Here is a 23,202-nt window from a genome sequence, read left to right on the forward strand (position 1 = left end):
CCTTTGCAGTTGGGAGGTATGGGCCGTCATCCTTTGACGGGCTTCGGGGTGATTTGCGTTTTCGCGTCATTGGCCTTGGTCGCGTCCGGCAGGTCGCCGGTCCACTCCCAGGCTTGCGTTCCGGGCGGGTTTTCGTACCAGCCCGGATCGGCGTAATCGTCCGCCGAGATGCCCTCGCGGACCTTCACGACCGAGAACATGCCGCCCATTTCGATGGGGCCGTACTTGCCCCAGCCGGTCATCATCGGAACAGTGTTCTCGGGGATGGGCATTTCCATTACGCCCATGTCGGCCATGCCCTTGGTGCCCATTGGCATGTATTCCGGCTGCAACTTCCTGATCTTCTCGGCGACCTTCGACTTGTCAGCGCCAATGAAGGTCGGGATGTCGTGACCCATGGCGTTCATCGTGTGATGCGACTTGTGGCAGTGGATCGCCCAGTCGCCGAGGTACTTGGCGTCGAACTCATAGGCCCGCATCGCACCGACCGGGATGTCGATGCTGACCTCCGGCCAGCGTGCTTCCGGGCGCACCCATCCGCCATCCGTGCATGTCACCTCGAAGTCGTAGCCATGCATGTGGACGGGATGGTTGGTCATCGTCAGATTGCCGACGCGGACCCGCACCCTGTCGTTCTTCGAGACGACCAGCGGGCTGATGCCCGGAAACACGCGGCTGTTCCAGCACCACATGTTGAAGTCGGTCATCTCCATGACGCGCGGCACGTAGGAGCCCGGGTCAATGTCGTAGGCGTTGAGCAGGAAGACGAAGTCGCGGTCGACGGGCATGAACGTCGGATCCTTCGGATGGACAACGAAGAAACCCATCATGCCCATCGCCATCTGCACCATTTCGTCGGAATGCGGGTGGTACATGAAGGTGCCTGATTTCACGAGGTCGAACTCGTAGACGTAAGTCTTCCCAACCGGGATGTGCGGCTGCGTGAGGCCGCCGACGCCATCCATGCCGGACGGCAAGATCATGCCGTGCCAGTGGATCGTCGTGTGCTCCGGCAGCTTGTTCGTCACAAATATGCGGACGCGGTCGCCTTCGACGGCCTCGATCGTCGGTCCCGGCGATTGGCCATTGTAGCCCCAGAGATAGGCCGTCATGCCCTCGGCCGTCTCGCGTTCGACCGGCTCGGCGACGAGATGGAACTCCTTGACGCCGTTGTTCATCCGGTGGGGCAGGGTCCAGCCGTTGAGGGTGACCACCGGCTGATAGTCCGGTCCCGAGGTCGGATGGAGCGGCGGCTGCATGTCCGCCGAGTCCATTGTCGGCGCGTCGGGCAGGCCCATGGCCGACGTCTTGGTCCAGGCGCCCGCCGCCAGCAGGGCAGCGCTGGCACCGAACAGTTGTCGTCTGTTGAACATGGTGAGTTCCTTTCTCAATGGCCGCCGCCACCGCCGCCTTCGGGGGCAGCGGCGACTTCGGTCTCTGCCGATGCGGTCGTCGCGCCGCCGCCATAGATCGCTGGCGCGAGATTGGCTTCGGCGAGCCAGAAGTCGCGCTTTGCGTTGACGGAGAGCAGGATGGAGTTGATCTTGTCGCGCGTGTCGGTCAGCAGCTCGAAAGTGTTCGAGATCATGCCGTTGTAGGTCAGCAGGGATTCCTCCTCGACCTTGGTGCGCAGCGGCACGACGCTGTTGCGGTAGTGCCGGGCGATGTCGTAGTTCGAGCGATAGGCCTCGTAGGCGGACCTCGCCTCCGAGCGGACGTTGACGGCCTTTTCTGCAAGCAGGTTCGCGGCCCGCATGTAGGCCAGCTCGGCCTTGCGCATCCGGGCCTTGCCGGTGTCGAAGATCGGAATGGCGAATTCCAGTTCGACCTGGGCTGTCGTTTCCGTCTTCTTCTCGTCGTCCTCAATTTCCCGTTCCGTTTCAAAGCCGGTCAGGATTTCGAGGTCGGTGACATAGCGTGTCGCCTCGGTGAGGCCGTACGATCTGGCGGTGGCTTCGAGTTCGAGCTTCGCGACCTGAAGGTCGATGCGGTTCTTAAGAGCCTCGGCCTCGATAGTGTCCCGTTTGACAATGGATTTCGGTAGCGGCGGCAGGCCGTTCGGAACCTGGTAATCAAGGTCCGAGCCCCACAGGCCCATGAGCCGGGTCAGCTCCTCCTTGGCAAGCCGCGCCGCCAGGCGCGCCTTCGCCGTCTCTCCGGCAAGTTCGGCGACGAAGACGTGCTCGCGGGCCTGGGCGCCCTTGGCCATCGCGCCTGTCTCGCCCAGCTTCTCCGCGAGCTCCGAAGCGGCGTCTGCCGCAGCCTGGGCTCGCTGAAGCTGGCCGACATTCTCCCAGGCCGCCACCGCACCGATCCAGGCACGCCGCGCGTCGGCGGCGACCTGCAGCGTTCTCACGGCCGCTGTCAACTGCGCCTGGCGGAAGCGGGTGTCGGCGATCGCGATATCCCGGTTTCTCGTCGCGAGCGCCAGGACGTTCGTCGTGATCATCCCCTCGATGGTCTTGACGGCCTCAAGTTCCGGGGTGCCTATTCCCGTCGTGCCGATGGAAACGGTCGGGTTGATGAACATTGTCGCTTGCCAGGCGTCGGCGGCGCTGTCGCCGAGATCGGCGTAGGCGGCCTGCAGGCCCTTGTTGTTCAAGAGGGCGATCTGGACCGCCGTCTCGACGCCGAGCGGCTTCTTTTGCGCGAGCAGGCTTTTGACCTGCACAGCCGCCGAGCGGGCCTGGCTCTGGTTTTGTATCCAGACCGTCTGCTTCGTGGTCACAATCGCCGTCTTGTCGGCAACGGAAGCAAAACCAGCTTGCTCGCTTGAATATTCGGCGCCTGTGACGCAGCCGCTCAGGATCAGCGGGAACGTCAGCACCGTGACGAATTTTCCGAGGCCGATCATGAGGCCTCTCCCTTTTCAGGAGACTGCAGATCGTTCTGTCTGCGCCATGGCTTTGGATCGACCGGCTGCCTGGCGACGTAGCCCGAGACCGGCGACCGGTATGCGACCGGGCGGGGAGACGGCTCTTCGATCGCGGCGGGAAAAGCCACCACGTCGGGAGGAAGCGTGGATGCGCAGCCGCCGACAACAAGCGGCAGCCCCACCACGAAAAGCGAGGGTTTCATTATGAATTTTCCGAATAAGAGATGGCCTACGGCACCCGCCTAGGTTCAGGCTGGCGACCGACATGGACCCGATCACGCGGGTGCGTCTCTAATCAGATATTCGGGGGACGATGGAGAGCCGGCAGTTCGCCGAGGGTCGTACGATCGTCGGCGAACTGCCGGATCGAGGTCACGACGGGTCCGCCGACGTCGGGGCCTTCGCAGATGATGCCAAAGCCGCCGCAGAAGTCCTTGCAGCATTCCTGCTTGACGAGCTTCGACGCGCCATCGCCATCATGAGACATGTCGCCATGCGAATGATCATGATCGGCCACCGCCGCCATGTCGTGACCTTCATGGGAAGGCATCACGTTCGTGGACACGACTTTGATCTCGGGAAACGAGGAGCCATGCATCGCCGCGTTGGCGTTCGACAGCGAGTACCCCGCCAGTGATACGATGATCACCAGCCGCATCATCACGAGCAATCTGCTCAACGTGATCCGGTACATCTTGCCCATGCTCCTCGGACTACATGCAAAGCTGTCCGATTTCAACTGCGACTCTTGTGTCATTGATGTTCGCGGCCTTTATGTGGCGATCATCAGGTGGTGCACAAGCTGGGCCTTCCAACGGTGGCAAGGTCAATAGGAGCCGTTCTTTTTTGATGATGATTGATCTTGCATCCTACACGGGCCTGTTCACTGCCGCCTTCGGTGCGGCGACGATACTGCCGATGCAGTCGGAGCCCGTGCTGGTCGGCCTTCTTCTCACGGGCAAGTTCCCAGTCCTGGTCCTGCTCGCCGTCGCCAGCGTCGGAAACACGCTTGGAAGCATCGTCAACTGGTTTCTCGGGCGCGGCATCGAACGGTTCCGGGGTCGGCGCTGGTTTCCAGTGGGCGAGAAAGCGTTGGAACGTTCGTCCCGCTGGTACAGGAAATACGGCAAGTGGACGCTGCTGCTTTCCTGGATGCCGGTGTTTGGAGACGCTCTCACGGTTGTCGCCGGCGTGCTCAAGGAGCCGCTGCTAGCCTTCACGATCCTGGTATTCGTCGCGAAAACGGGACGCTACGTCGTGCTGACACTAGCGACTCTACAGATTGCCAGCTGACTCCCGGCGCGGCAGCAGCATCCGGTCTGGCTCGACGTCGGATTGCCGCTGTCATGTTGAGTTCGATCCCGATATCTTCGATAATCAGTGGACGATATTCGTAGCTTTCCAGGGTGCCTTGGTTCGAGCTCTTTGATGGAGCCAACAAGCGTCGATAGGAGCGGTGATGCAGAGCCATGCGCGGCAGCGAGAGGATGCGGCGAAAACGCCGGCCACCGTCGCATTCATAGATATCGCCGGATTCAGCGCGATTGCGGATGTTTATGGTGACGCGGCCGCGCTCGATGTGCTTGAGGTGTTCGAGAACATGGTGCGCGACGCCTTGAGTGGCTATGCGCCTCCGATCAAATGGATCGGAGACGAGGCAATGCTCTCGTTTCCCGAGCCGGAAACTGCGATTCAGGTACTCGGAACGCTGTTGCAGGCATGCCGCAAAGAACCGCGTCTCCCGCTCACTCGGGCAGGCCTGAACCATGGGCCTGTCATTTGCAGAGCAGGCGATCTCTTTGGATCGACTGTCAATATCGCAGCGCGAATCGCTGCGCTCGCTTCGCCGGGTCAGTTGCTTGCCACCCGACCCATTGCTGAGGCGGCCGCCGCCCGACGCATCCTGGTGCGCGATCTCGGAATGGTGGCGCTTAGATCGGTAGCCGATGAAGTCCCTCTCTTCGAGATCGAGCTCGCTCCGTCGGCTGACCCGGCCTGGATCGATCCGGTGTGCAAGATGCATGCACCCTATTCATCCTACAGGCGCGCCGCCCCCGATGGGCCGTGGTTTTGTTCGCCGCAGTGTGAAGGAGCGTATCGACGTTCACCGCAGACCTATGAGTTGCCGCGGTGACGCCTAGGCCTTCGGCGGTGGACCTGTTTTGCCTGGTGCTCCGCCGCCCCGGGCTTCCAACCAATGGGAAGGTCAAGCCCGGTCCCGCACAAACGAACGGCGCCGTTTCGACAGTTCCCGATAGAGCGCTTCCGGCGATACTCCGATATCCTCCGCCAGCGCCCTCCATTCGCCCTTCGACGGCAGCACGCCGTCGTTCCATGCAAGCCAGGATTCGAGACGAGCGGCAACGGTCTTCAGATTGGCGATTTCCGCGCGCTTGCGTGTCTGCTGGAGTTGGTGGGAAAGATAGGAGGCCCAGTCATCGGCGAAGTCCGGGTTGCTGCGAAGCGCACGTCTGATCAAGGGAATTGGAACCGAGGTCGCCTCGACCTCGGTGACGGCGACGGCGTCACAATGATAGACGCTGGAGAAGACCGAGGCTTCCGCGAGGATCAGTCCTGACGAAGCACGCTGCAGCACCGCGACGTTGCCGTCGGGCTGATACCGAACAAGATGGACGATGCCGGACTCCACGAGATACAGGCTTCCGACCTCGTCGCCCTGATTGAAGACGTGCTGGCCCGCTCCGAATGTTCTTCTTCCGGTCGAGAGGCTGCGAATGTGATCCATGAGAGTGGCAGACATGATTTGGATCATGTTCTACGGTGCGACGGCAAGCAATAGTGACGGTCCATCGTCAACCGGAACACTCTTGATGAAGTCCCTGCTTCTCAGCTTTACCTTCGCCATTCTCACGACTCAGGCGCTGGCCGACGGGCAGCACCACGCCACTTCCCGATACGCTGAGGAGGCGGGAAGGGAGATCAAGTCGTTATCGGAGGCGGATGTCGACGAACTGACCAGAGGTGGCGGCTGGGGTTTGGCGAAGCCGGCCGAACTCAACGGCTATCCGGGTCCTTCACACGTGCTGGAAATGAAAAATCAAATCGGCCTCACCGACGACCAGCTCCAGAAGGTGCAGCAGGTTTTCGACCTGATGCAGGCCCGAGCGTCTGCGGAAGGCAGGATCTTCGTCGACGCCGAGCGGAAACTCGATGCCGCGTTCAGAAGCAGGACCATTTCGGAAACGGCACTTGGAGAACTTGTCGCCAAGGCTGAGGCGAGCCGGTCGCGGCTGAGGTTCATCCACCTCGCGGCGCATCTGGAGGTGACACAGGTTCTCGACCCCGGCCAGATCGCGATCTATGACGAGCACCGCGGATATTCGAAATGACAGCGAGATCAAGTTGAGTTGACTGCGCGCATGACCGGCTGAGTCGTTCCAGCAGAGCGGTGGGTCTCCCCCGCCTTCCGGCCCGCGATGCCAGCCGGCGTCACTCTAACCATCTAGGAGAGTGTGAAGCACGAGACAGCGAATATCTCGCCGCACTTGAGGGACAGATCGCGCTTGTCCCAATTCGCGTCTCCATGATCTATGGATGTTCCAGGACTTGCACTGGAACCCGCCGGCGAGCATGAAAGCTGACATGAGCGAAATCGCAGTACGACTGGAAAATGTTACCCGCCGCTTTGGCATCACTCCAGCCGTGCGCGATCTTTCTCTTCATATTCGGCGCGGAGACGCGGTTTCGCTCGTGGGCCATTCCGGTTGCGGCAAGTCTACGCTCCTGCGCATGATTGCCGGTGTCGAGATACCGGAATCCGGTCGCATCTTCCTGGAAGGTCGCGAGGTTGCAAGTTCGGCCACTTTCGTCGAACCGGAGGCGCGTGGCGTCGGCTTCGTCTTCCAGGACTATGCTCTCTTTCCGCATCTGACTGTACGGGACAATATCCTCTTTGGGCTCAAGCGACATCCGAAGGGCGAAGCTGCCGCGCTGGCAGAGGAGATGATCAGCAAGGTTGGAATCGAACATCTGACGCATCGCTATCCGCACACCCTTTCCGGGGGTGAGCAGCAGCGTGTGGCGCTTGCCCGCGCCCTGGCCCCCCGGCCGAGCATCGTCCTGATGGACGAGCCCTTTTCCAATCTGGATCAGGGTCTGCGCGGGAAGATACGCAGCGACACCTTGAACCTGTTGAGGGCTCTTGGCACGACAGTGATCATCGTGACGCATGATCCCCAGGAAGCACTTTCCGTCGGCGACCAGGTGGTCCTGATGCGGGCAGGTGAAATCGTCCAGTCCGGCTCCGCCTATGATCTGCACGACCGTCCGACGAATGCCTATGCGGCAGAGTTTTTTTGCGCGTCCAGCAAAGTTCCCGGCGTTTACCGTGGCGGGTGGATCGAGACGGCGATCGGTAACTTCGCCTATAGGCTCGATCGTCCGCCGGCAAGCTCCGTGACCGTCTATATCCGGCCGCATGCCATTGCGCTGTCACCGGGCTCGGGAATCCCCGCTCGTATCGAAAACCGCGTTTTGCACGGTGAATTCGAGCAGATCACGTTGAAGGTCGATGGCCTCGGGGTGCCGCTTAAGGCGAGAGCATTGGAGCGGCTGCCCGCTGACGCCGAGAATATTCAGATCTCAATCCTCCCCGAGCGGCTTCTGGCTTTTTGACAGCTCACCTGCGAGCGCATTCTGCTGACCTAATCAAGTTTCCGTGATATCCGGCCTCAAGCTCCAGGGAAAACTTGACTTTCAGGGTCATGAACTGCTGCAAGCAATGCGCATTCATTCGCGGAGGGACACATAATGAATTCGCGCTCTATCCTTACATCCATGCTGCTTGCTGCTTCGGCGCTGATGTCGCCCGGCATCGCTGCCGCCGCAGAAATCAACCTTTACACGACGAGAGAACCGGCTCTGATCGCACCTCTTCTGGAGGCGTTCACCAAATCGACCGGTACGAAGGTCAATACCATTTTCCTGAAGGATGGCCTCGCAGAGCGTGTCGCCTCCGAGGGTGCCAGCTCGCCAGCCGACATCCTGATGGCCGTCGATGCCGGCAACCTCGTCGATCTGGTCGATAAAGGCGTAACGCAACCGGTCGAATCAGCTGTTCTGAAATCGGCTATCCCGGAGCAGCTGCGCGATGCCAAGGGCAACTGGTTTGCACTTTCGATGCGCGCCCGCGTGCTCTACGCGGCCAAGGATCTTGACATCAGTACATTCAACTACGAGGAGCTTGCCGATCCCAAATGGAAGGGCAAGATCTGCATACGCTCGGGCCAACACCCCTATAATACGGCACTGTTTGCTGACTACATCGCCCACTACGGCGCGGCAGAAACCGAGAAATGGCTGAAGGGCGTCAAGGACAACCTCGGCCGTAAGGCAGCCGGCGGCGATCGCGATGCGGCCAAGGATATCCTCGGGGGTATTTGCGATATCGGTATCGCCAACTCCTATTATGTTGGCCTGATGCGATCCGGCAAGGGTGGTGAAGAGCAGGTCAAATGGGGCGACGCCATTAAGGTCGTTCTGCCGACCTTCAAGAACGGCGGGACGCAAGTGAATATCAGCGGTGCGGCAATCGCCAAGCATTCACCGAACAAGGCTGAAGCCGTCAAACTTCTCGAATATCTCGTCTCTGACGAAGCGCAGAAGATCTATGCCGAAGCCAACTACGAATATCCTGTGAAGGCGGGCGTCGCTGCCGATCCGATCATCGCATCCTTTGGCGAACTGAAGATAGACAGCAAGCCCTTGTCCGAGATCGTCAGCCATCGCAAGCAGGCGAGCGAACTCGTGGACAAGGTCGGCTTCGACAACTAAAGAACAAGGAAGGCGCCGATCAAAGGCGCCTTCCTTCCCGAGAATGGATCGAGTGATGTTTCCCAGCCAGGCGCCCGCCCGCTCTGCAAAGCGCCCTGGCAGCGCATGGCTGGCAATTGCCGCTACGATCGCCCTCATTGCCATTCTGCCGATCGGGGGATTGCTTTTCGAAGCCTCGAAGGGCTCGGCGGGTCTTTGGGGGCATCTTTTCTCGACCGTCCTTCCCGTCGCGCTTGTCGACACCGTCATCCTCCTTGCCGGCGTCGGGGTCATCACTGCTGTGGTCGGCACGACGACGGCATGGCTGGTGACGGCCTATGATTTTCCCGGCAGGCGTGCTCTGGAATGGATGCTGCTTCTGCCGCTTGCCGTTCCGACCTACATCGTCGCCTATGCCTATCTGGATATACTGCATCCGATCGGTCCGGTGCAGGATGCCGTGCGCTGGCTGCTCGGCTACGAGAGCCCGCGCCAGTTTCGCCTTCCGGACGTCCGTTCCATGGCCGGCTGCATCCTGCTTCTCGGAATCGTGCTCTATCCCTATGTCTACATCCCAACCCGCGCGATGTTCCTCACCCAATCCGGTAATCTCGTCGATGCGGCCCGCACGCTGGGCACATCTCGCCGCGCGGTCTTCTGGCAGATCGCCCTGCCGCTCGCCCGCCCGGCCGTTGCCGTGGGTATCAGCCTTGCTCTGATGGAAACCTTGAACGATATCGGCGCCGCCGAGTTCCTCGGTGTCCGGACGATCACCGTTTCCATCTACACGACCTGGATCACCCGCTCCGATTTGTCGGGAGCGGCGCAGATCGCCCTTGCCCTTCTTCTCATCGTCGTCGCGATTGTTGCGGTGGAGCGATGGGCGCGACGCAAGCAGCGCTACTCGATCGATGTACGCCGGATGCGGCGTTTCCAACCGCGGCGGGTGTCCTTGCCAAAAGGCATACTGCTGTTTCTCGGCGGTCTTCTGCCGGTCATCCTCGGCTTCGCCGCGCCCGCGCTCTATCTCCTGATCGAAGCGGCAAAACGCTATCGCTTCGCCGGCATATCCCCCCGCATCATCGATGAGGCCGTGAATACGCTGGTTATCGCTACTTTGGCGACAACGGCGACCGTCATCCTTGGGCTTCTCGCTGCCTACGCGACCCGCCTGCGCCCGGGACAGCCGTCCTCCTGGCTCCTGCGCTGTTCGACAATGGGTTACGCTGCTCCCGGGACCGTGGTCGCCATCGGCGTGCTAACCGTCCTTGCCGGGTTCGATCAGTTTATCGATCGCGCCGCGCTTTCCCTGTTTGGCGTGTCAACTGGCCTGCTCCTTATGGGATCGGGCGCTGCCGTCATATATGCGCTTATCGTGCGGTTTCTGGCCATCTCCGCCGGCGGCATAGAAGCCGGTCTCTCGCGCATTTCCCTGTCGCTTGATCATGCTTCGCGTTCGCTGGGGCAATCGACCGCAGGCACGCTGCGATACGTGCATTTGCCGCTCTCGAAGGCGGCAATCTCGGCTGCCGCCCTGCTGGTCTTCGTCGATTGTGTGAAAGAGTTGCCGGCGACGCTCCTCCTGCGGCCTCTCAATGTCGAGACTTTTGCAACCCATCTTTATGGCGAGGCTGCGAGAGGCACTTACGAAGAGGCCTCGATTGCCGCGCTCGCCATTGTGCTGATCGGCATTCTGCCGGCCATTCTGCTGTCGCGGATCGGACGTATCCGCTAGCCGGCCAACCACGACCTTCAGGCAAAGCTCAGTCAGAACGACGGTCAGGGCGGCGGAAGATCGCTTCCGAGATTGATGAGACGTGCGCGATTTCCAGAAATCGACGACTTGACGACTCCCGCCGTTTGCGAAATGCTAAGATGTCAGACCAATTTCACGACTGCCTAGAAGAAAATGGGGAACCATGAAGGCAAATCGTAGCGACAGGCCGGTGATCCGGCCGCTTCCCGTCATGGATCGGGCGCGGCAGGTGACCGATGCCTTGGCGGATTATGTCGAAGAAGCGCGGCTGCAGGCGGGGGACCGGCTGCCGGCCGAGCGCGAGTTGATGGCCGCACTTGCCGTCGGGCGTTCGACCATTCGCGAGGCGATCCGCCATTTCCAGGCGCTCGGCGTCATCGAGACGCGCAAGGGCAGCGGCACCTATCTGTTGAAGCCCGTTTCCAGGGCGACGATCCACATGCCGCTGTCTTTCGATGCGGCGCACCTGCGCGACGCTCTGCTGCAGACGCTGCAGGTTCGCCGTGGCATCGAATGCGAGGCGGGCATGGTCGCGGCGCGGCGGCGCACGGCCAAGGACCTCATCGTCATCGAGGAAAAACTCAACGCGATGGAGCGGGTGCACCTGGAGAAGGGCACCTCGGGACCGGAGGATCTGGCCTTCCATCTCGCCGTCTACGACGCCACTCACAATCCGCTGTTTCGCCAGCTGCTCGAGCAGATGCGCGAAACCTTCGAGCGCTTCTGGGAACATCCCTTCGACCGGCAGGATTTCGCCCGCCGGTCCTTTCCCTTTCACCGCACCCTTTTTAACGCCATTGCCGCCGGGGATGCCGAGGCGGCGCGGGCGGAAACATTGAAAATTCTCGACATCGTCGAAGAAGACATCAAGGAAATGTCCAAATGAGCAGTGGCGCAGACCCGTTCGATCTTGCCTCCCTCATCACAGCCCACGACGACGGCAATTTCGCCGACGCCGTCGTGCCGCCGATTTTCCAGACCTCGCTTTTCACCTTTTGCGATTATGACGAGATGATTACCGTCTATCGCGGCGAGAAGGTGCGGCCGACCTATACGCGCGGGCTGAACCCGACGGTGCGCGCTTTCGAGGAGATGCTGGCCAAGCTCGAGGGCGCGGAGGATGCGCTGGGTTTTGCGAGCGGCATGGCGGCGATCTCATCGGCGGTTTTGAGCTTCGTCGAGCCGGGCGATCGCATCGTCGCCGTCAAACACGTTTATCCCGATGCCTTCCGCCTGTTCGGCACCATCCTGAAGCGGATGAAGATCGAAGTGACCTATGTCGACGGGCGCGACGAGGAGGCGGTCGCCGCGGCGTTGCCCGGTGCCAAACTCCTCTACCTCGAAAGCCCGACGAGCTGGGTGATGGAGGCGCATGACGTCGGTGCGCTCGCAGCCCTTGCCAGGCGGCACGGCGTCCTCTCGATGATCGACAACAGCTGGGCAAGCCCGTTTTTCCAGCGGCCGCTGACGCTCGGCGTCGATCTCGTCATCCATTCGGCCTCGAAATATCTCGGTGGCCACAGCGATGTGGTGGCGGGCGTGGTCGCCGGTTCGAAGGAAATGATCGCCCGCATCAAGGCCGAGGCCTATCCCTATCTCGGCGGCAAGCTTTCGCCCTTCGACGCCTGGCTGCTGATCCGCGGCCTGCGCACGCTGCCGCTGCGCATGAAGGCGCATGAGGCCTCGGCGCTGGAAATCGCTAAACGCCTGCAGCGGCTTGAGGTGGTGGAGACGGTTTGCCATCCCGGCCTCGCCAACCGTCTGCCCGCCGGGCTCAAAGGCACCTCGGGCCTGTTTTCCTTCATCTTCCGCGAGGGCGTCGACATCCGCGCCTTCGCCGACCATCTCAAGCTCTTCAAATTGGGAGTAAGCTGGGGTGGGCATGAAAGCCTGATCGTACCGGGCGAGGTGGTGCTGCAGCAGAAGGCACAGCCGAATTCCGCGCAAACCTTCGGCATCCATGCGCGATCCGTACGCCTCCATGTCGGCCTCGAAGGAACCGAGGCGCTGTGGAGAGACATCGAGGAGGCGCTCGCCGCCGCCTCGCAATCCTGAAACCCGAGAGAAACCGAAAAGGGGGAACTGAGCATGAAAAAACTAATAATCTCGACGCTCTTCGCTTCGATGATGGCGGGCACGGCCTTTGCCGATAACACGCTGAAGCTCGTCGAAGTCATCACCAGCCCGGAGCGCACCGAAACGCTGAAATCGATTGTCGGCAAGTTCGAGGCCGCCAACCCCGGCACCAAGGTCGACATCATCTCGCTGCCCTGGAACGAAGCTTTCCAGAAGTTCGCCACCATGGTGTCGGCCGGCGACGTGCCCGATGTGATGGAGATGCCGGACACCTGGCTGTCGCTCTATGCCAATAACGGCATGCTCGAAAGCCTCGAGCCCTATCTCGAAAAGTGGGAGCACACCAAGGAGCTGACGCCGCGCGCCCTCGAACTCGGCCGCGACGTCAAGAACACCGCCTATATGCTGCCTTACGGCTTCTATTTGAGGGCGATGTTCTACAACAAGAAACTGCTTTCGGAAGCCGGTGTCGCCGCACCGCCGAAGACGCTGGACGAATTCACTGCCGCTTCGGAAAAGGTCTCGAAGCTGCCGGGCAAATATGGCTACTGCATGCGCGGCGGGCCGGGCGGCCTCAACGGCTGGATGATCTTTGCCGCCACGATGGCCGGCTCGAACAAGTACTTTAACGAGGACGGCACCTCAACGATGAACAGCCCCGGCTGGTCCAAGGGCATCGAATGGATGGTCGACCTCTACAAGAAAGGTTATGCGCCGAAGGACAGCGTCAACTGGGGCTTCAATGAAGTCGTCGCCGGCTTCTATTCCGGCACCTGCGCCTTCCTCGACCAGGATCCGGATGCGCTGATCGCCATCGCCGAGCGCATGAAGAAGGAGGATTTCGGCGTAGCGCCGCTGCCGAAGGGACCCGACGGCAAGTCCTTCCCGACCATCGGTTACGGCGGCTGGTCGATGTTTTCGACCAGCGCCAACAAGGATCTCTCCTGGAAGCTGATCGCCACCCTCGAGGGGCCGGAAGGCAATCTCGAATGGAACAAGCGCATCGGCGCCCTGCCGGCCTATACGTCGGCCGAGAAGGATCCCTTCTACGCCGGTGACCAGTTCAAGGGCTGGTTCGAGGAACTGGCGGACCCGAACACGGTGCCGACAGTGATGCCGACCTATCTCGAGGAATTCGCCTTCTTCAAGGATTCGCTGGCGATCAAGACCTCGCAGCAGGCCTTGCTCGGCGACATCTCGGCCAAGGATCTGGCCGACCAATGGGCGGACTATCTGACAAAGGCGCAGCAGAAGTTTCTGAGCAAGAAGTAAAAGATAGGGGGCTTTGCGATTGAAGCCCCCTCGTCCGCCTGCCGGCACCTTCTCCCCGCTGGGGAGAAGAGACTCGTGGCGGCGCCGCATTCCCCTTCTCCCCAGCGGGGAGAAGGTGGCCCGTAGGGTCGGATGAGGGGGCTCCGGTCTCTCCATTCAGAAACATCACGATTCCGAACCGGTAAGACGATGGAAACTGCAATCCGATGACCATTTCCGCCGATATGCTCGACATGCGTCGCGACCGCAGGCCATGGCTGCGCCGGCTTGCCGATGCTTCGGAGCCCTATCTCTACAGCGCCCCGTCACTGATCCTCATCATCGCGGTCATGCTGGTGCCGCTGACATTGGGCCTTTCCTACGCCTTCCGCGACATCCAGCTGCTCAATCCTTTCTCCGGCGGTTTCGTCGGGCTCGAGCACTTCCGCGAGCTTTCTACGGATGCCGCCTTCTACGGAGCGCTGAGGAACACGCTCTGGTGGACCGGTGCTTCCGTCGTCCTGCAGTTCGTCTTCGGCCTCATCCTGGCGCTGCTGCTCGATAAGCCGTTTAAGGGCCGGGCGATCGCCCAGGCGCTGGTCTTCCTGCCCTGGGCTGTGCCGTCCTTTCTCGCCGGCCTCAACTGGGCTTGGCTGTTCAATCCCGTCATCGGGCCGATTCCGCACTGGCTTTTTGCGCTCGGGCTGATGCATGAGCCGGGCAATATCCTTTCCGACCCCAACTATGCGATGTGGGGGCCGATCGTTGCCAATGTCTGGTGGGGCATTCCCTTCTTCGCCATCACGCTGCTGGCCGCCCTTCAGGCGATCCCGCGCGACCTTTACGAGGCGGCGTCGATCGACGGCGCCGGCTGGTTCCAGCGTTTCCGCTCGATCACCCTGCCGTTTCTGGCGCCGACCATCGCCATCACCGTGCTCCTGCGCACCGTCTGGATCTCCAATTTCGCCGATCTGATCGTCGTCATGACCAATGGCGGGCCGGCAGACCGCACGCAGATCGTCGCCAGCTATATCTTCACAACGGCGTTCAAGCGGCTCGATTTCGGTTATGCCTCGGCGATCGCACTGGTGCTGCTGGCACTGCTCTTGACCTATTCGATGCTGATCATCCTGCTGCGGCAGACACTGCTGAACAAGGATTGAGCCGATGAGACGATCCGCCGTTCCCACCATCGCGCACCGCCTGGCGATCCTCTGCTACATCGCCTTCGCGCTCTTTCCGCTGTTCTGGCTGCTGAAGGTCTCGGTCACGCCGAATGACCTGCTTTATAGCGAAGGCGTGCGCATGTGGCCGTCGCGCACGAGCTGGGATCACTATGCCTTCGTGCTGCAGCACAGCGCCTTTCCGACCTTCTTCAAGAACAGCCTGATCGTCTCGGCCTCGACGGCGGTAACGGTGACGGTCTGCGCCTCGCTCTCCGGCTATGCCCTGTCGCGCTTCAATTTCCGGGCGAAATACTGGATCGTCGCCTTGATGCTGCTCACCCAGATGTTCCCGCTAGTGATGCTAGTCGCGCCGATCTTCAAGATTCTGTCGCCCTTACATCTGACCAACAGCCTGACCGGCCTCGTCATCGTCTACACCGCCTTCAACGTGCCTTTCGCCACCTTCCTGATGCAGTCCTTCTTCGACGGAATCCCCAAGGATTTGGAAGAGGCGGCGATGATCGACGGGGCGACGCAATTCACCGCCTTCCGGCAGATCATATTGCCGCTGACGCTGCCTGGCATCGCCGCCACCCTCGGCTTCGTCTTCACCGCCGCCTGGAGCGAGCTGCTCTTCGCGCTGATGCTGATCAACGGCAATGATGCAGCGACCTTTCCGGTCGGGCTTCTCACCTTCGTCTCGAAGTTCTCGGTGGATTTCGGGCAGATGATGGCGGCGGGCGTCATGGCGCTCATTCCGGCCGGCCTCTTTTTCCTGCTCATCCAGCGTTATCTCGTCCAGGGTCTGACGGCCGGCGCGGTCAAGGGTTAAACAAATGGCATCGATCGATATCCAGAATATCCGCAAAGCCTATGGCCATGTGCAGGTGCTGCACGGCGTCGACCTCGAAATCCGGGACGGCGAATTCGTCGTGCTGGTTGGCCCCTCCGGCTGCGGCAAGTCCACGCTCTTGCGCATGATTGCCGGGCTGGAGGATGTCACATCGGGTGAAATCCGTATTGCCGGCGCCAGAGTAAACGAGCGGCATCCGAAAGACCGCGACATCGCCATGGTCTTCCAGTCCTATGCGCTCTATCCGCATATGAATGTCGCCGGTAATATGAGCTACAGCCTGAGGCTGCGGAAGACGGCCAAGGAGAAGATCGCCAGTGCCGTCTCCGCAGCCGCCGCCAAGCTCGGCCTCGATCCGCTGCTCGAACGCAGGCCGAAGGCGCTTTCCGGCGGCCAGCGCCAGCGCGTCGCCATGGGCCGCGCCATTGTGCGCCAGCCGAAGGCATTTCTGTTCGACGAGCCGCTGTCCAACCTCGATGCGCGGCTGCGCGAACAGATGCGGGCCGAAATCAAGAAACTGCACAGCGAGCTGAAGGCGACCTCGATCTATGTCACCCATGACCAGATCGAGGCGATGACGCTGGCGGACCGGATCGTCGCCATGCATGGCGGGGTCGTCCAGCAGGTCGGCAGCCCGTTGGAACTCTATGACCGCCCCGCCAATCTCTTCGTCGCCGGCTTCATCGGTTCGCCGGGGATGAATTTTCTCGACGCCACCTATGAAGCAGGTGGTGTGAGGCTGAAGGACGGCACGGTCGTGCCGCTTGCAAAGCCGCTGCCGCTGGCGGATGGTGCCAAGGTGACGCTCGGCATCAGGCCGGAGCATGTGCCGATGACGAATGACGGCGCGGGGCTTGCCACCGACGTCGAGCTCGTCGAACCTACCGGCTTCGGCATTATCCTGCACCTTGCCCTGCACGGCCTGCCGTTCAAGATCTTCACATTGGACCGCGAGGCGCTGAAGGCAGGCCCGACGGTCAACGTGGCTTTTCCGCCCCAGTACCTGCATGTGTTCGATGCCGAAGGAAAGCGTGTCGGCTGAACGGTCAATCCTCACCCGCTGCGGGCGGAAAAATCTTTTGCCGCGTCGCCCGTGCGGGCTATACCACTGGGGTGATCTCGCTGGATTGGATTGATATGACCGACACTGTTCTCGACCGCTTTCTCCGTTACGTCGTGATCGACACCCAATCCGATCCCGCCTCGTCGACGCAGCCGACCACCGAAAAGCAGAAAGATCTCGGCCGGCTCCTGGTCGATGAACTTTTGAAGATCGGCCTTGCGGACGCGCATCTGGACGAACACGGTTATGTCTATGCGACCATTCCTGGAAATAGCGACAAGCCGGTGCCGGTCATCTGTTTCTGCTCGCATATGGATACGGCGCCCGATTTCACAGGCGCCAAAGTCAAGCCGCAGATCGTCCGGAACTATGCCGGCGGCGATATCGAACTGTCAGGCGATCCAAGCCGGGTGATCCGCGTCGCCGAGCATCCCGAGCTCAACAATCAGATCGGCAACGACATCGTCACCACTGACGGCACGACATTGCTCGGCGCCGACGACAAGGCCGGGCTGGCGGAAATCATGACCGCGGCCCAGATCCTCGTCGACAATCCCGATATCCGGCACGGGACGATCAAGATCCTGTTCACGCCCGACGAGGAGGTCGGCCGCGGCGTCAACAAGGTCGATTTGAAGAAACTCGGCGCCGACTTCGCCTATACGATGGACGGCGAGACGGCCGGCCATATCGAGGACGAGACCTTTTCGGCCGACGGCGTCGAGATCGGCATCTCAGGCGTGGCGATCCATCCGGGCTTCGCCAAGGACCGCATGGAAAACGCCATCAAGATCGCCGGCGCCATCATCGATAGGCTGCCGAAGGACGTGGCACCGGAGACCACCGAGGGAAAGCAGGGCTTCATTCATCCGGTCGGCGTGACCGGCTCGATGGAAAAGGCGTCGCTGAGCTTTATCATCCGCGATTTTACCGAGGAGGGGCTGATTGAAAAGGAGGCCATGCTCGAAGCCATCGTCAAGGAGGTCATGGCTGCCTATCCCGGCTCGAGCTTTCATTTTGAGGTGACGGAGCAGTATCGCAACATGAAGGTGGTGCTCGACGGTCACCCGGAGATCGTCGAAAACGCGCTTGAAGCCGTGCGCCGGGCCGGCATGACGCCGGTGCTCGGCAGCATCCGCGGCGGCACGGATGGCTCGCGCCTCTCCTTCATGGGCCTGCCGTGCCCGAACATCTTCGCCGGCGGCCATGCCTTCCATTCGCCGCTCGAATGGGTGAGCCGCCAGGATATGGAAAAGGCCGTCAAAACGATGGTGGAACTGGCGAAGGTCTGGGAAGAGCGCGCTTAAGGCGCTCTTTCACGGAGACATTGGAATGGCGGGTTAGCCGCCGTTCGCCGCAACGCTTCCGCGCAACATAACGCTGTCATAGGCGGGGCGGGGCGTGGGAATGGCGACCGGCATTCCCGGCTCAGGCACGATCGAGGTTTCCGGCTGGGTCACCGGCGCCGTTATCCGCATCGGTGCCGTGCTCGCCGTAGCCATGGGATCAGGCGCCGGCAGAGGAACGGGGACGGCCGAGGGGATCAGCGCCTCGAATTGCGGCGGCAGCATGCTTTCGCCGGGGACGTAATTCATCGCCACTTCGTAGGAGGGCAGCGGCGGCGGCGTTTCGAGCATGCCGTTGGAGTCGCGCTTCTCGTAGAAGGCGTTGCCGCCGGCGACCGTCACATAATGCATGTTGTCGTAGGGGAATTTCAGCCCGTCGGTGTGGAAGAACATCGCATCCTTCACCGCCGGATGGCGCGCGCCCTTCAGCAGGATCGCATCGGCCGCGGTGGCAAGCTCAGGTTCAGCCTGCGGCTTGACCTCGCGGGTCATGACGCCGGGCGCAAACTGCCGCTCCTGGGCGACGACACCACAGATCGATTGAGGATAGGCGCCGGACGTCAGCCTGTTCATGACGACGGTGCCGACGGCGAGATAGCCGTCTTCATCGGAATGCCGCGATTCGAAATACATCGCCCGCTTCAGGCAATCGCGATCTTTTGCCGTATAATTGAAAGCGACTTTCGTCGGTTGAACCTTGGTCTTGGCCGCCGTCGTCGCCGGCTTCGGTGTTGTGGTGCAGCCCGCGGCTGCCAGTCCTACGAATAAAATCCCGATCAGGGATTTTCCAAAGGAAATCTCCGCCCTCAACGCCAAGTGCCTCCTATGGGATTAGTCCAGCCCTTTATGATTAACGCGAAAAAACTTTTACTCGTCATATGACTGAAATACAAACAACCAGAGATAACAAATACCAAAATCGACTCTCGCCAAAAGCGATCTCGGCGGCGAGTCTCCGATTGACTGCTGCATAATTCCGAAAATTTAACGAATTATGCAGCAGCGCAAACTGCGGCAGCCCCCTTTTCCCCTGATCCGTCAGCTGCGAAACAGCTTCCAGCGGGTCGGCTTGAACGCCACCCGGTGGCGATCGAGCCGGTCGGCCTCGCTCGGCGGCAGCTCGATTTCGATGTGCGGGCGGTCGTTGCCGATATCGAGTTCGATATGGCGCGTGCCGGCCACGCGGCGGCTGGAGACCGGTTGCCCGACAATGCAGTTTTCCGCCGATTCGCAGAGCCTGACGTCATGCGGGCGGAAGTAGAGCTGCGCAGGCCCATCGGGCTCACCCTCGGCATTGAGGCCGAGCGAGCGGCCTTCGAAGCGGATGTCGCCGTCTGCGATTTCGACCTGCAGGCAATTCGACTGGCCGATGAAGCCGAAGACGAAGGGCGAGTTAGGGTTGTCGTAGACCTCGTCAGGCGTGCCGACCTGTTCGATCGCGCCCTGGCTCATGACGACGACGCGGTCGGCAAGCTCCAGCGCCTCGTCCTGGTCGTGCGTGACGAAGACGGTCGTGTGGCCGGTGCGGTCGTGGATTTCGCGCAGCCATTTGCGCAGGTCCTTGCGCACCTGAGCGTCGAGCGCGCCGAAGGGTTCATCAAGCAGCAGCACGTTCGGCTCGACGGCCATGGCGCGGGCGAGCGCCACGCGCTGGCGTTGGCCGCCGGAAAGCTGCGCGGGATAACGTGTTTCAAGGCCGGAAAGCTGCACGAGGTCGAGCAGCTCCAACGCCCGCCGGCGGATGTCGGCCTTGGCAGGACGCCGTGCGCCTTTTCTGACCCTCAACCCGAAGGAGACGTTGTCGAGCACCGTCATGTAGCGGAACAGAGCATAGTGCTGGAAGACGAAGCCGATATTGCGCTGCTGCACTGATTTCTTCGAGGCGTCCTCGTCGCCGAAGAAGATCTGCCCCTCCGTGGGGCTTTCCAGGCCGGCGATCAGGCGCAGCAATGTCGTCTTGCCGGAACCCGAAGGACCGAGCAGGGCGATCAGCTCGCCGGAGCGGATGCCGAGCGAGACATCGTGCAGTGCCGGAAATCGCTCGAATTCCTTGCGAATGTTTTGAACGCGTACTTCCATTGCAAATCCTTCAGTGCCGCCGGCTGGCGGAAATTTCCGCGCTGTACCGCATTTCCAGCAGCGTCTTCAAAACAAGAGTCACGAGCGCGAGCAAGGCCAAAAGCGTGGCCACGGCAAAAGCGCCGGTGAAATTATATTCGTTATAGAGAATCTCGACCTGCAGCGGCATGGTGTTGGTCTGGCCGCGAATATGGCCCGAGACCACCGAAACGGCGCCGAACTCGCCCATGGCGCGGGCGTTGCACAGCAGCACGCCGTAGAGCAAGCCCCATTTGATGTTCGGCAGCGTCACATGCCAGAAGGTCTGCCAGCCGCTGGCGCCGAGCGAAAGGGCTGCCTCCTCGTCGGCCGTTCCCTGTTCCTGCATCAGCGGGATCAGTTCGCGGGCGACGAAGGGGAAGGTGACGAACATCGTCGCGAGGATCAGTCCGGGCACGGCGAACAGGATCTTGATGTCGTTGGCGCTGAGCCACTGGCCAAGCCAGGTGTTGGCGCCGAACAGAAGCACGAAGACCAGGCCTGAGATGACGGGGGAGACGGAGAAGGGCAGGTCGATCAGCGTCGTGAGAAACGCCTTGCCCTTGAACTCGAATTTGGCGATCGCCCAGGCGGCGGCGATCCCGAAGACGAGGTTGAGCGGCACGCTGACGCCGGCGACGATCAGCGTCAGCCGGATCGCCGAAAAGGTTTCGGCATCCTGCAGCGCTTCGATGAAGGGGCCGGCTCCCTTGCGGAAGGCCTCGACGAAGACGGCGGCAAGCGGCAGCAGCAGGATCAGCAGCAGGAAGACCAGCGAAAGGGTGATCAGGCTGTAGCGCGCGATCCGGTGTTCAGTCGTCACCGATCGCAGCTTGACGGATTGTCCGGTCGTATCAAGCGCCATAGCCGTACCTCCGCCTGCTCCAGCTCTGGATGAGGTTGATGACCAGCAGCATGGCGAAGGAGAGGATCAGCATGATCGCTGCAATGCCGGTCGCCGCCGCGTAATTATATTCTTCGAGTTTGATGATGATCAGCAGCGGCGCGATCTCCGATTTGAACGGCAGGTTGCCGGCGATGAAGATGACCGAACCATATTCGCCGACGCCGCGGGCAAAGGCGAGCGCGAAACCGGTGAGCACGGCCGGCGCCAGCCCCGGCAGCAGGACGCGGAAAATCGTCTGGAAGCGGTTGGCGCCGAGCGTCGCGGCGGCCTCCTCGACCTCCTTGTCGATTTCCTCCATCACCGGCTGCACGGTGCGCACGACGAAGGGCAGGCCGACGAAGATCAGCGCCACGACGATGCCGGCCGGCGTGAAGGCGATCTTGATACCGAGCGGCGTCAGGAATTGGCCAACCCAGCCGTTCGGCGCATAGAGCGTCGTCAGCGCGATGCCGGCAACCGCGGTCGGCAGTGCGAAGGGCAAGTCGACCATCGCATCGATGACGCGCTTGCCGGGGAAGCGGTAGCGCACCAGCACCCAGGCGAGGATGATGCCGAAGACGGCATTGACGATCGCGGCGATGAAGGCGCTGCCGAAGCTGATGCGCAGCGCATTCAGCGTGCGCGGATCGAGCGCGATCGACCAGAATTTCTCCCAGCCGAGCGCGCTCGACCGGACGGCAAGGCCGGAGAGCGGAATGAGGATCAGAAGGGTGAGCCAGGTCAAGCTAAGGCCGAGCGCCATTCCGAAACCCGGAATAACGCTCGGCCGCCTGAACCGCCACCGCGTGGGGCTATGTGCTTTCATGAAGTCTATTATTGGGCCGGCTTGTAGATTTGGTCAAATACGCCGCCGTCACCGAAGAATTTCGGCTGCGCTTCCTTCCAGCCGCCGAAATCGTCGATGGTGGCAAGCGTCAGCTTCGGAAAGCGGGCAATGTCGGCCGGATCGGCAGCTTCGGGCTTGATCGGCCGGTAATAATGCTTGGCGGCGATCTTCTGGCCTTCGTCCGAATAGAGATAGTTGAGATAGGCTTCGGCGACCTTGCGCGTGCCCTTCTTGTCTACATTGCCGTCGACGATCGCGACCGGCGGGTCGGCGCGGATCGAGAATGACGGCGTCACGATCTCGAACTGGTCGGGGCCGAGTTCTTCGAGCGAAAGATAGGCTTCGTTTTCCCAGGCGAGCAGCACGTCGCCGAGGCCGCGCTGAACGAAGGTGGTCGTGGCGCCGCGGGCACCGGTATCGAGGACCGGAACATGCTGCAGCAGTTTCGTCACATAGTCTTGCGCCTTGGCGTCGTCGCCGCCATTGGCCTGCTTGGCCCATGCCCAGGCGGCGAGGAAGTTCCAGCGAGCACCGCCCGAGGTCTTCGGGTTCGGCGTGATCACCTGCACGTCGTCCTTGACCAGGTCGGCCCAATCCTTGATGCCCTTCGGGTTGCCCTTGCGAACCAGGAAGACGATCGTCGAGGTATAGGGCGTCGAGTTGTTCGGGAACTTGGTTTTCCAGTCGGCGGGGATCTTGCCGGTCGCCTTAGCGATCGCATCGATATCGCCCTCGAGCGCCAGCGTGACGACGTCGGCGTCGAGGCCGTCGATCACCGAACGGGCCTGGGCGCCGGAACCGCCGTGCGAGGCCTTGATCGTCACGGTTTCCCCATTGTCCTTCTGCCACTTGGCGGCAAAGGCGGCATTGAAATCCTTGTACAATTCGCGGGTCGGATCATAGGAAACGTTAAGCAGCGCCTGATCTGCGAAAACGGGAGCAATGCTCCCGACCACGAAGCTGCCTGCCATGACCGCGGCCGCGAGAAGCCGGGTGAACCGTTTTGTCTGCATTGGGACCCTCCTGTTTGTGCCTTAACTCTATCAAGTCAGTCGTATAATGAAACGAAATGTCTTTCAGATTTGGTGGGTCTGTTAGAATGTCATTCCATTTACAGGCCGATTTGGAAATGGACCCGCCGAAGTTGGCCGCGGCCAATCGTTCGCTCGCCCCCATCCCGCCGCAGAACCGTGTTTTTTCTGCCACAGTTCCTC

23 protein-coding genes and 1 pseudogene are annotated in these 23,202 nt (G+C 61.3%); 13 read left to right on the forward strand and 11 right to left on the reverse strand.

Annotated elements, in window-relative coordinates:
* Positions 1-26: 26 nt before the first annotated feature.
* From N2597_RS29620 to N2597_RS29635, 4 genes are all read right to left on the reverse strand, one after another.
* Positions 27-1,373, reverse strand: coding sequence for a multicopper oxidase family protein (locus N2597_RS29620; protein WP_077989701.1), 1,347 nt, complete (start codon positions 1,371-1,373; stop codon positions 27-29).
* A 14-nt stretch (positions 1,374-1,387) separates the two neighbouring features.
* Positions 1,388-2,854 (reverse strand): TolC family protein, encoded by a 1,467-nt coding sequence (locus tag N2597_RS29625; protein WP_183598027.1) that lies wholly within the window; start codon positions 2,852-2,854, stop codon positions 1,388-1,390.
* The gene (locus tag N2597_RS29630) at positions 2,851-3,078 is read right to left on the reverse strand and encodes a hypothetical protein (RefSeq protein WP_040141078.1); all 228 of its coding nucleotides are present in this window, start codon (positions 3,076-3,078) and stop codon (positions 2,851-2,853) included. The genes N2597_RS29625 and N2597_RS29630 overlap by 4 nt, the downstream gene beginning before the upstream one ends.
* Positions 3,079-3,170: 92 nt before the next feature.
* Positions 3,171-3,578, reverse strand: coding sequence for a hypothetical protein (locus N2597_RS29635; RefSeq protein WP_179363945.1), 408 nt, complete (start codon positions 3,576-3,578; stop codon positions 3,171-3,173).
* Between the two features lie 149 nt (positions 3,579-3,727).
* On the opposite strand from N2597_RS29635, the gene N2597_RS29640 reads away from it, so the two are divergent.
* Both N2597_RS29640 and N2597_RS29645 read left to right on the forward strand, forming a co-directional pair.
* Positions 3,728-4,168, forward strand: a complete 441-nt coding sequence (locus N2597_RS29640) for a YqaA family protein (RefSeq protein ID WP_183598194.1) — start codon at positions 3,728-3,730, stop codon at positions 4,166-4,168.
* Positions 4,169-4,334: 166 nt separating this feature from the next.
* Positions 4,335-5,009 carry an adenylate/guanylate cyclase domain-containing protein gene (locus tag N2597_RS29645; RefSeq protein ID WP_183598029.1) on the forward strand — a complete coding sequence of 225 codons (675 nt, stop codon included), beginning with the start codon at positions 4,335-4,337 and terminating at the stop codon, positions 5,007-5,009.
* A 72-nt stretch (positions 5,010-5,081) separates the two neighbouring features.
* Here N2597_RS29645 and N2597_RS29650 read toward each other — a convergent pair whose 3' ends face one another.
* The gene (locus N2597_RS29650) at positions 5,082-5,636 is read right to left on the reverse strand and encodes a Crp/Fnr family transcriptional regulator (protein WP_179363944.1); all 555 of its coding nucleotides are present in this window, start codon (positions 5,634-5,636) and stop codon (positions 5,082-5,084) included.
* Between the two features lie 70 nt (positions 5,637-5,706).
* Between N2597_RS29650 and N2597_RS29655 the strand changes: the two genes are divergently transcribed.
* The 7 genes from N2597_RS29655 to N2597_RS29685 all read left to right on the forward strand — a co-directional run bounded on the left by N2597_RS29655 (position 5,707) and on the right by N2597_RS29685 (position 13,751).
* Positions 5,707-6,225, forward strand: a complete 519-nt coding sequence (locus tag N2597_RS29655; RefSeq protein WP_040141082.1) for a Spy/CpxP family protein refolding chaperone — start codon at positions 5,707-5,709, stop codon at positions 6,223-6,225.
* Between the two features lie 253 nt (positions 6,226-6,478).
* Positions 6,479-7,510, forward strand: coding sequence for an ABC transporter ATP-binding protein (locus N2597_RS29660; protein ID WP_183598031.1), 1,032 nt, complete (start codon positions 6,479-6,481; stop codon positions 7,508-7,510).
* A 162-nt stretch (positions 7,511-7,672) separates the two neighbouring features.
* Positions 7,673-8,668 carry a Fe(3+) ABC transporter substrate-binding protein gene (locus tag N2597_RS29665; protein ID WP_089152819.1) on the forward strand — a complete coding sequence of 332 codons (996 nt, stop codon included), beginning with the start codon at positions 7,673-7,675 and terminating at the stop codon, positions 8,666-8,668.
* A gap of 43 nt (positions 8,669-8,711) precedes the next feature.
* The gene (locus tag N2597_RS29670) at positions 8,712-10,382 is read left to right on the forward strand and encodes an ABC transporter permease (protein WP_423228313.1); all 1,671 of its coding nucleotides are present in this window, start codon (positions 8,712-8,714) and stop codon (positions 10,380-10,382) included.
* 184 nt (positions 10,383-10,566) lie between these two features.
* Positions 10,567-11,289: a FadR/GntR family transcriptional regulator gene (locus N2597_RS29675; RefSeq protein ID WP_077989694.1), complete on the forward strand. Its 723-nt coding sequence runs from the start codon at positions 10,567-10,569 to the stop codon at positions 11,287-11,289.
* The gene (locus N2597_RS29680) at positions 11,286-12,458 is read left to right on the forward strand and encodes a PLP-dependent transferase (RefSeq protein WP_183598034.1); all 1,173 of its coding nucleotides are present in this window, start codon (positions 11,286-11,288) and stop codon (positions 12,456-12,458) included. Before N2597_RS29675 ends, N2597_RS29680 begins: the two co-directional genes overlap by 4 nt.
* Before the next feature lie 33 nt (positions 12,459-12,491).
* Complete coding sequence (locus N2597_RS29685; protein WP_183598036.1) at positions 12,492-13,751, forward strand: ABC transporter substrate-binding protein; 1,260 nt, start codon at positions 12,492-12,494, stop codon at positions 13,749-13,751.
* Between the two features lie 23 nt (positions 13,752-13,774).
* On the opposite strand, the pseudogene N2597_RS33865 reads toward N2597_RS29685, so the two are convergent.
* A pseudogene (locus N2597_RS33865) lies at positions 13,775-13,917 on the reverse strand (endonuclease domain-containing protein); the annotation flags it as partial.
* Between the two features lie 40 nt (positions 13,918-13,957).
* Here N2597_RS33865 and N2597_RS29690 point away from each other — a divergent pair.
* The 4 genes from N2597_RS29690 (at position 13,958) to pepT (ending at position 18,119) form a co-directional block, all read left to right on the forward strand.
* Complete coding sequence (locus N2597_RS29690; RefSeq protein WP_040111437.1) at positions 13,958-14,893, forward strand: carbohydrate ABC transporter permease; 936 nt, start codon at positions 13,958-13,960, stop codon at positions 14,891-14,893.
* Between the two features lie 4 nt (positions 14,894-14,897).
* On the forward strand, positions 14,898-15,728 hold the full coding sequence (locus N2597_RS29695) for a carbohydrate ABC transporter permease (RefSeq protein WP_040111438.1): 831 nt from the start codon (positions 14,898-14,900) through the stop codon (positions 15,726-15,728).
* A 4-nt stretch (positions 15,729-15,732) separates the two neighbouring features.
* Positions 15,733-16,791, forward strand: coding sequence for an ABC transporter ATP-binding protein (locus N2597_RS29700; RefSeq protein WP_077989690.1), 1,059 nt, complete (start codon positions 15,733-15,735; stop codon positions 16,789-16,791).
* A 95-nt stretch (positions 16,792-16,886) separates the two neighbouring features.
* On the forward strand, positions 16,887-18,119 hold the full coding sequence (gene pepT, locus N2597_RS29705; protein ID WP_183598038.1) for a peptidase T: 1,233 nt from the start codon (positions 16,887-16,889) through the stop codon (positions 18,117-18,119).
* Between the two features lie 33 nt (positions 18,120-18,152).
* Here pepT and N2597_RS29710 read toward each other — a convergent pair whose 3' ends face one another.
* The 5 genes from N2597_RS29710 to N2597_RS29730 form a co-directional block, all read right to left on the reverse strand.
* A complete protein-coding gene (locus tag N2597_RS29710) occupies positions 18,153-18,968 on the reverse strand; it encodes a cell wall hydrolase (protein ID WP_040111441.1) in 816 nt (271 codons plus the stop codon).
* Between the two features lie 228 nt (positions 18,969-19,196).
* Positions 19,197-20,237 carry a sulfate/molybdate ABC transporter ATP-binding protein gene (locus tag N2597_RS29715; RefSeq protein WP_040111442.1) on the reverse strand — a complete coding sequence of 347 codons (1,041 nt, stop codon included), beginning with the start codon at positions 20,235-20,237 and terminating at the stop codon, positions 19,197-19,199.
* A 10-nt stretch (positions 20,238-20,247) separates the two neighbouring features.
* The gene (gene cysW, locus N2597_RS29720; protein WP_040141098.1) at positions 20,248-21,120 is read right to left on the reverse strand and encodes a sulfate ABC transporter permease subunit CysW; all 873 of its coding nucleotides are present in this window, start codon (positions 21,118-21,120) and stop codon (positions 20,248-20,250) included.
* Positions 21,110-21,967, reverse strand: a complete 858-nt coding sequence (gene cysT / locus N2597_RS29725; RefSeq protein ID WP_040111444.1) for a sulfate ABC transporter permease subunit CysT — start codon at positions 21,965-21,967, stop codon at positions 21,110-21,112. Before cysT ends, cysW begins: the two co-directional genes overlap by 11 nt.
* 8 nt (positions 21,968-21,975) lie before the next feature.
* Positions 21,976-23,001 (reverse strand): sulfate ABC transporter substrate-binding protein, encoded by a 1,026-nt coding sequence (locus N2597_RS29730; protein WP_040141102.1) that lies wholly within the window; start codon positions 22,999-23,001, stop codon positions 21,976-21,978.
* Positions 23,002-23,202 lie beyond the last annotated feature (201 nt).

Origin of the sequence: Rhizobium sophoriradicis (assembly GCF_025200795.1) — a bacterium.
GTDB lineage: Bacteria > Pseudomonadota > Alphaproteobacteria > Rhizobiales > Rhizobiaceae > Rhizobium > Rhizobium sophoriradicis.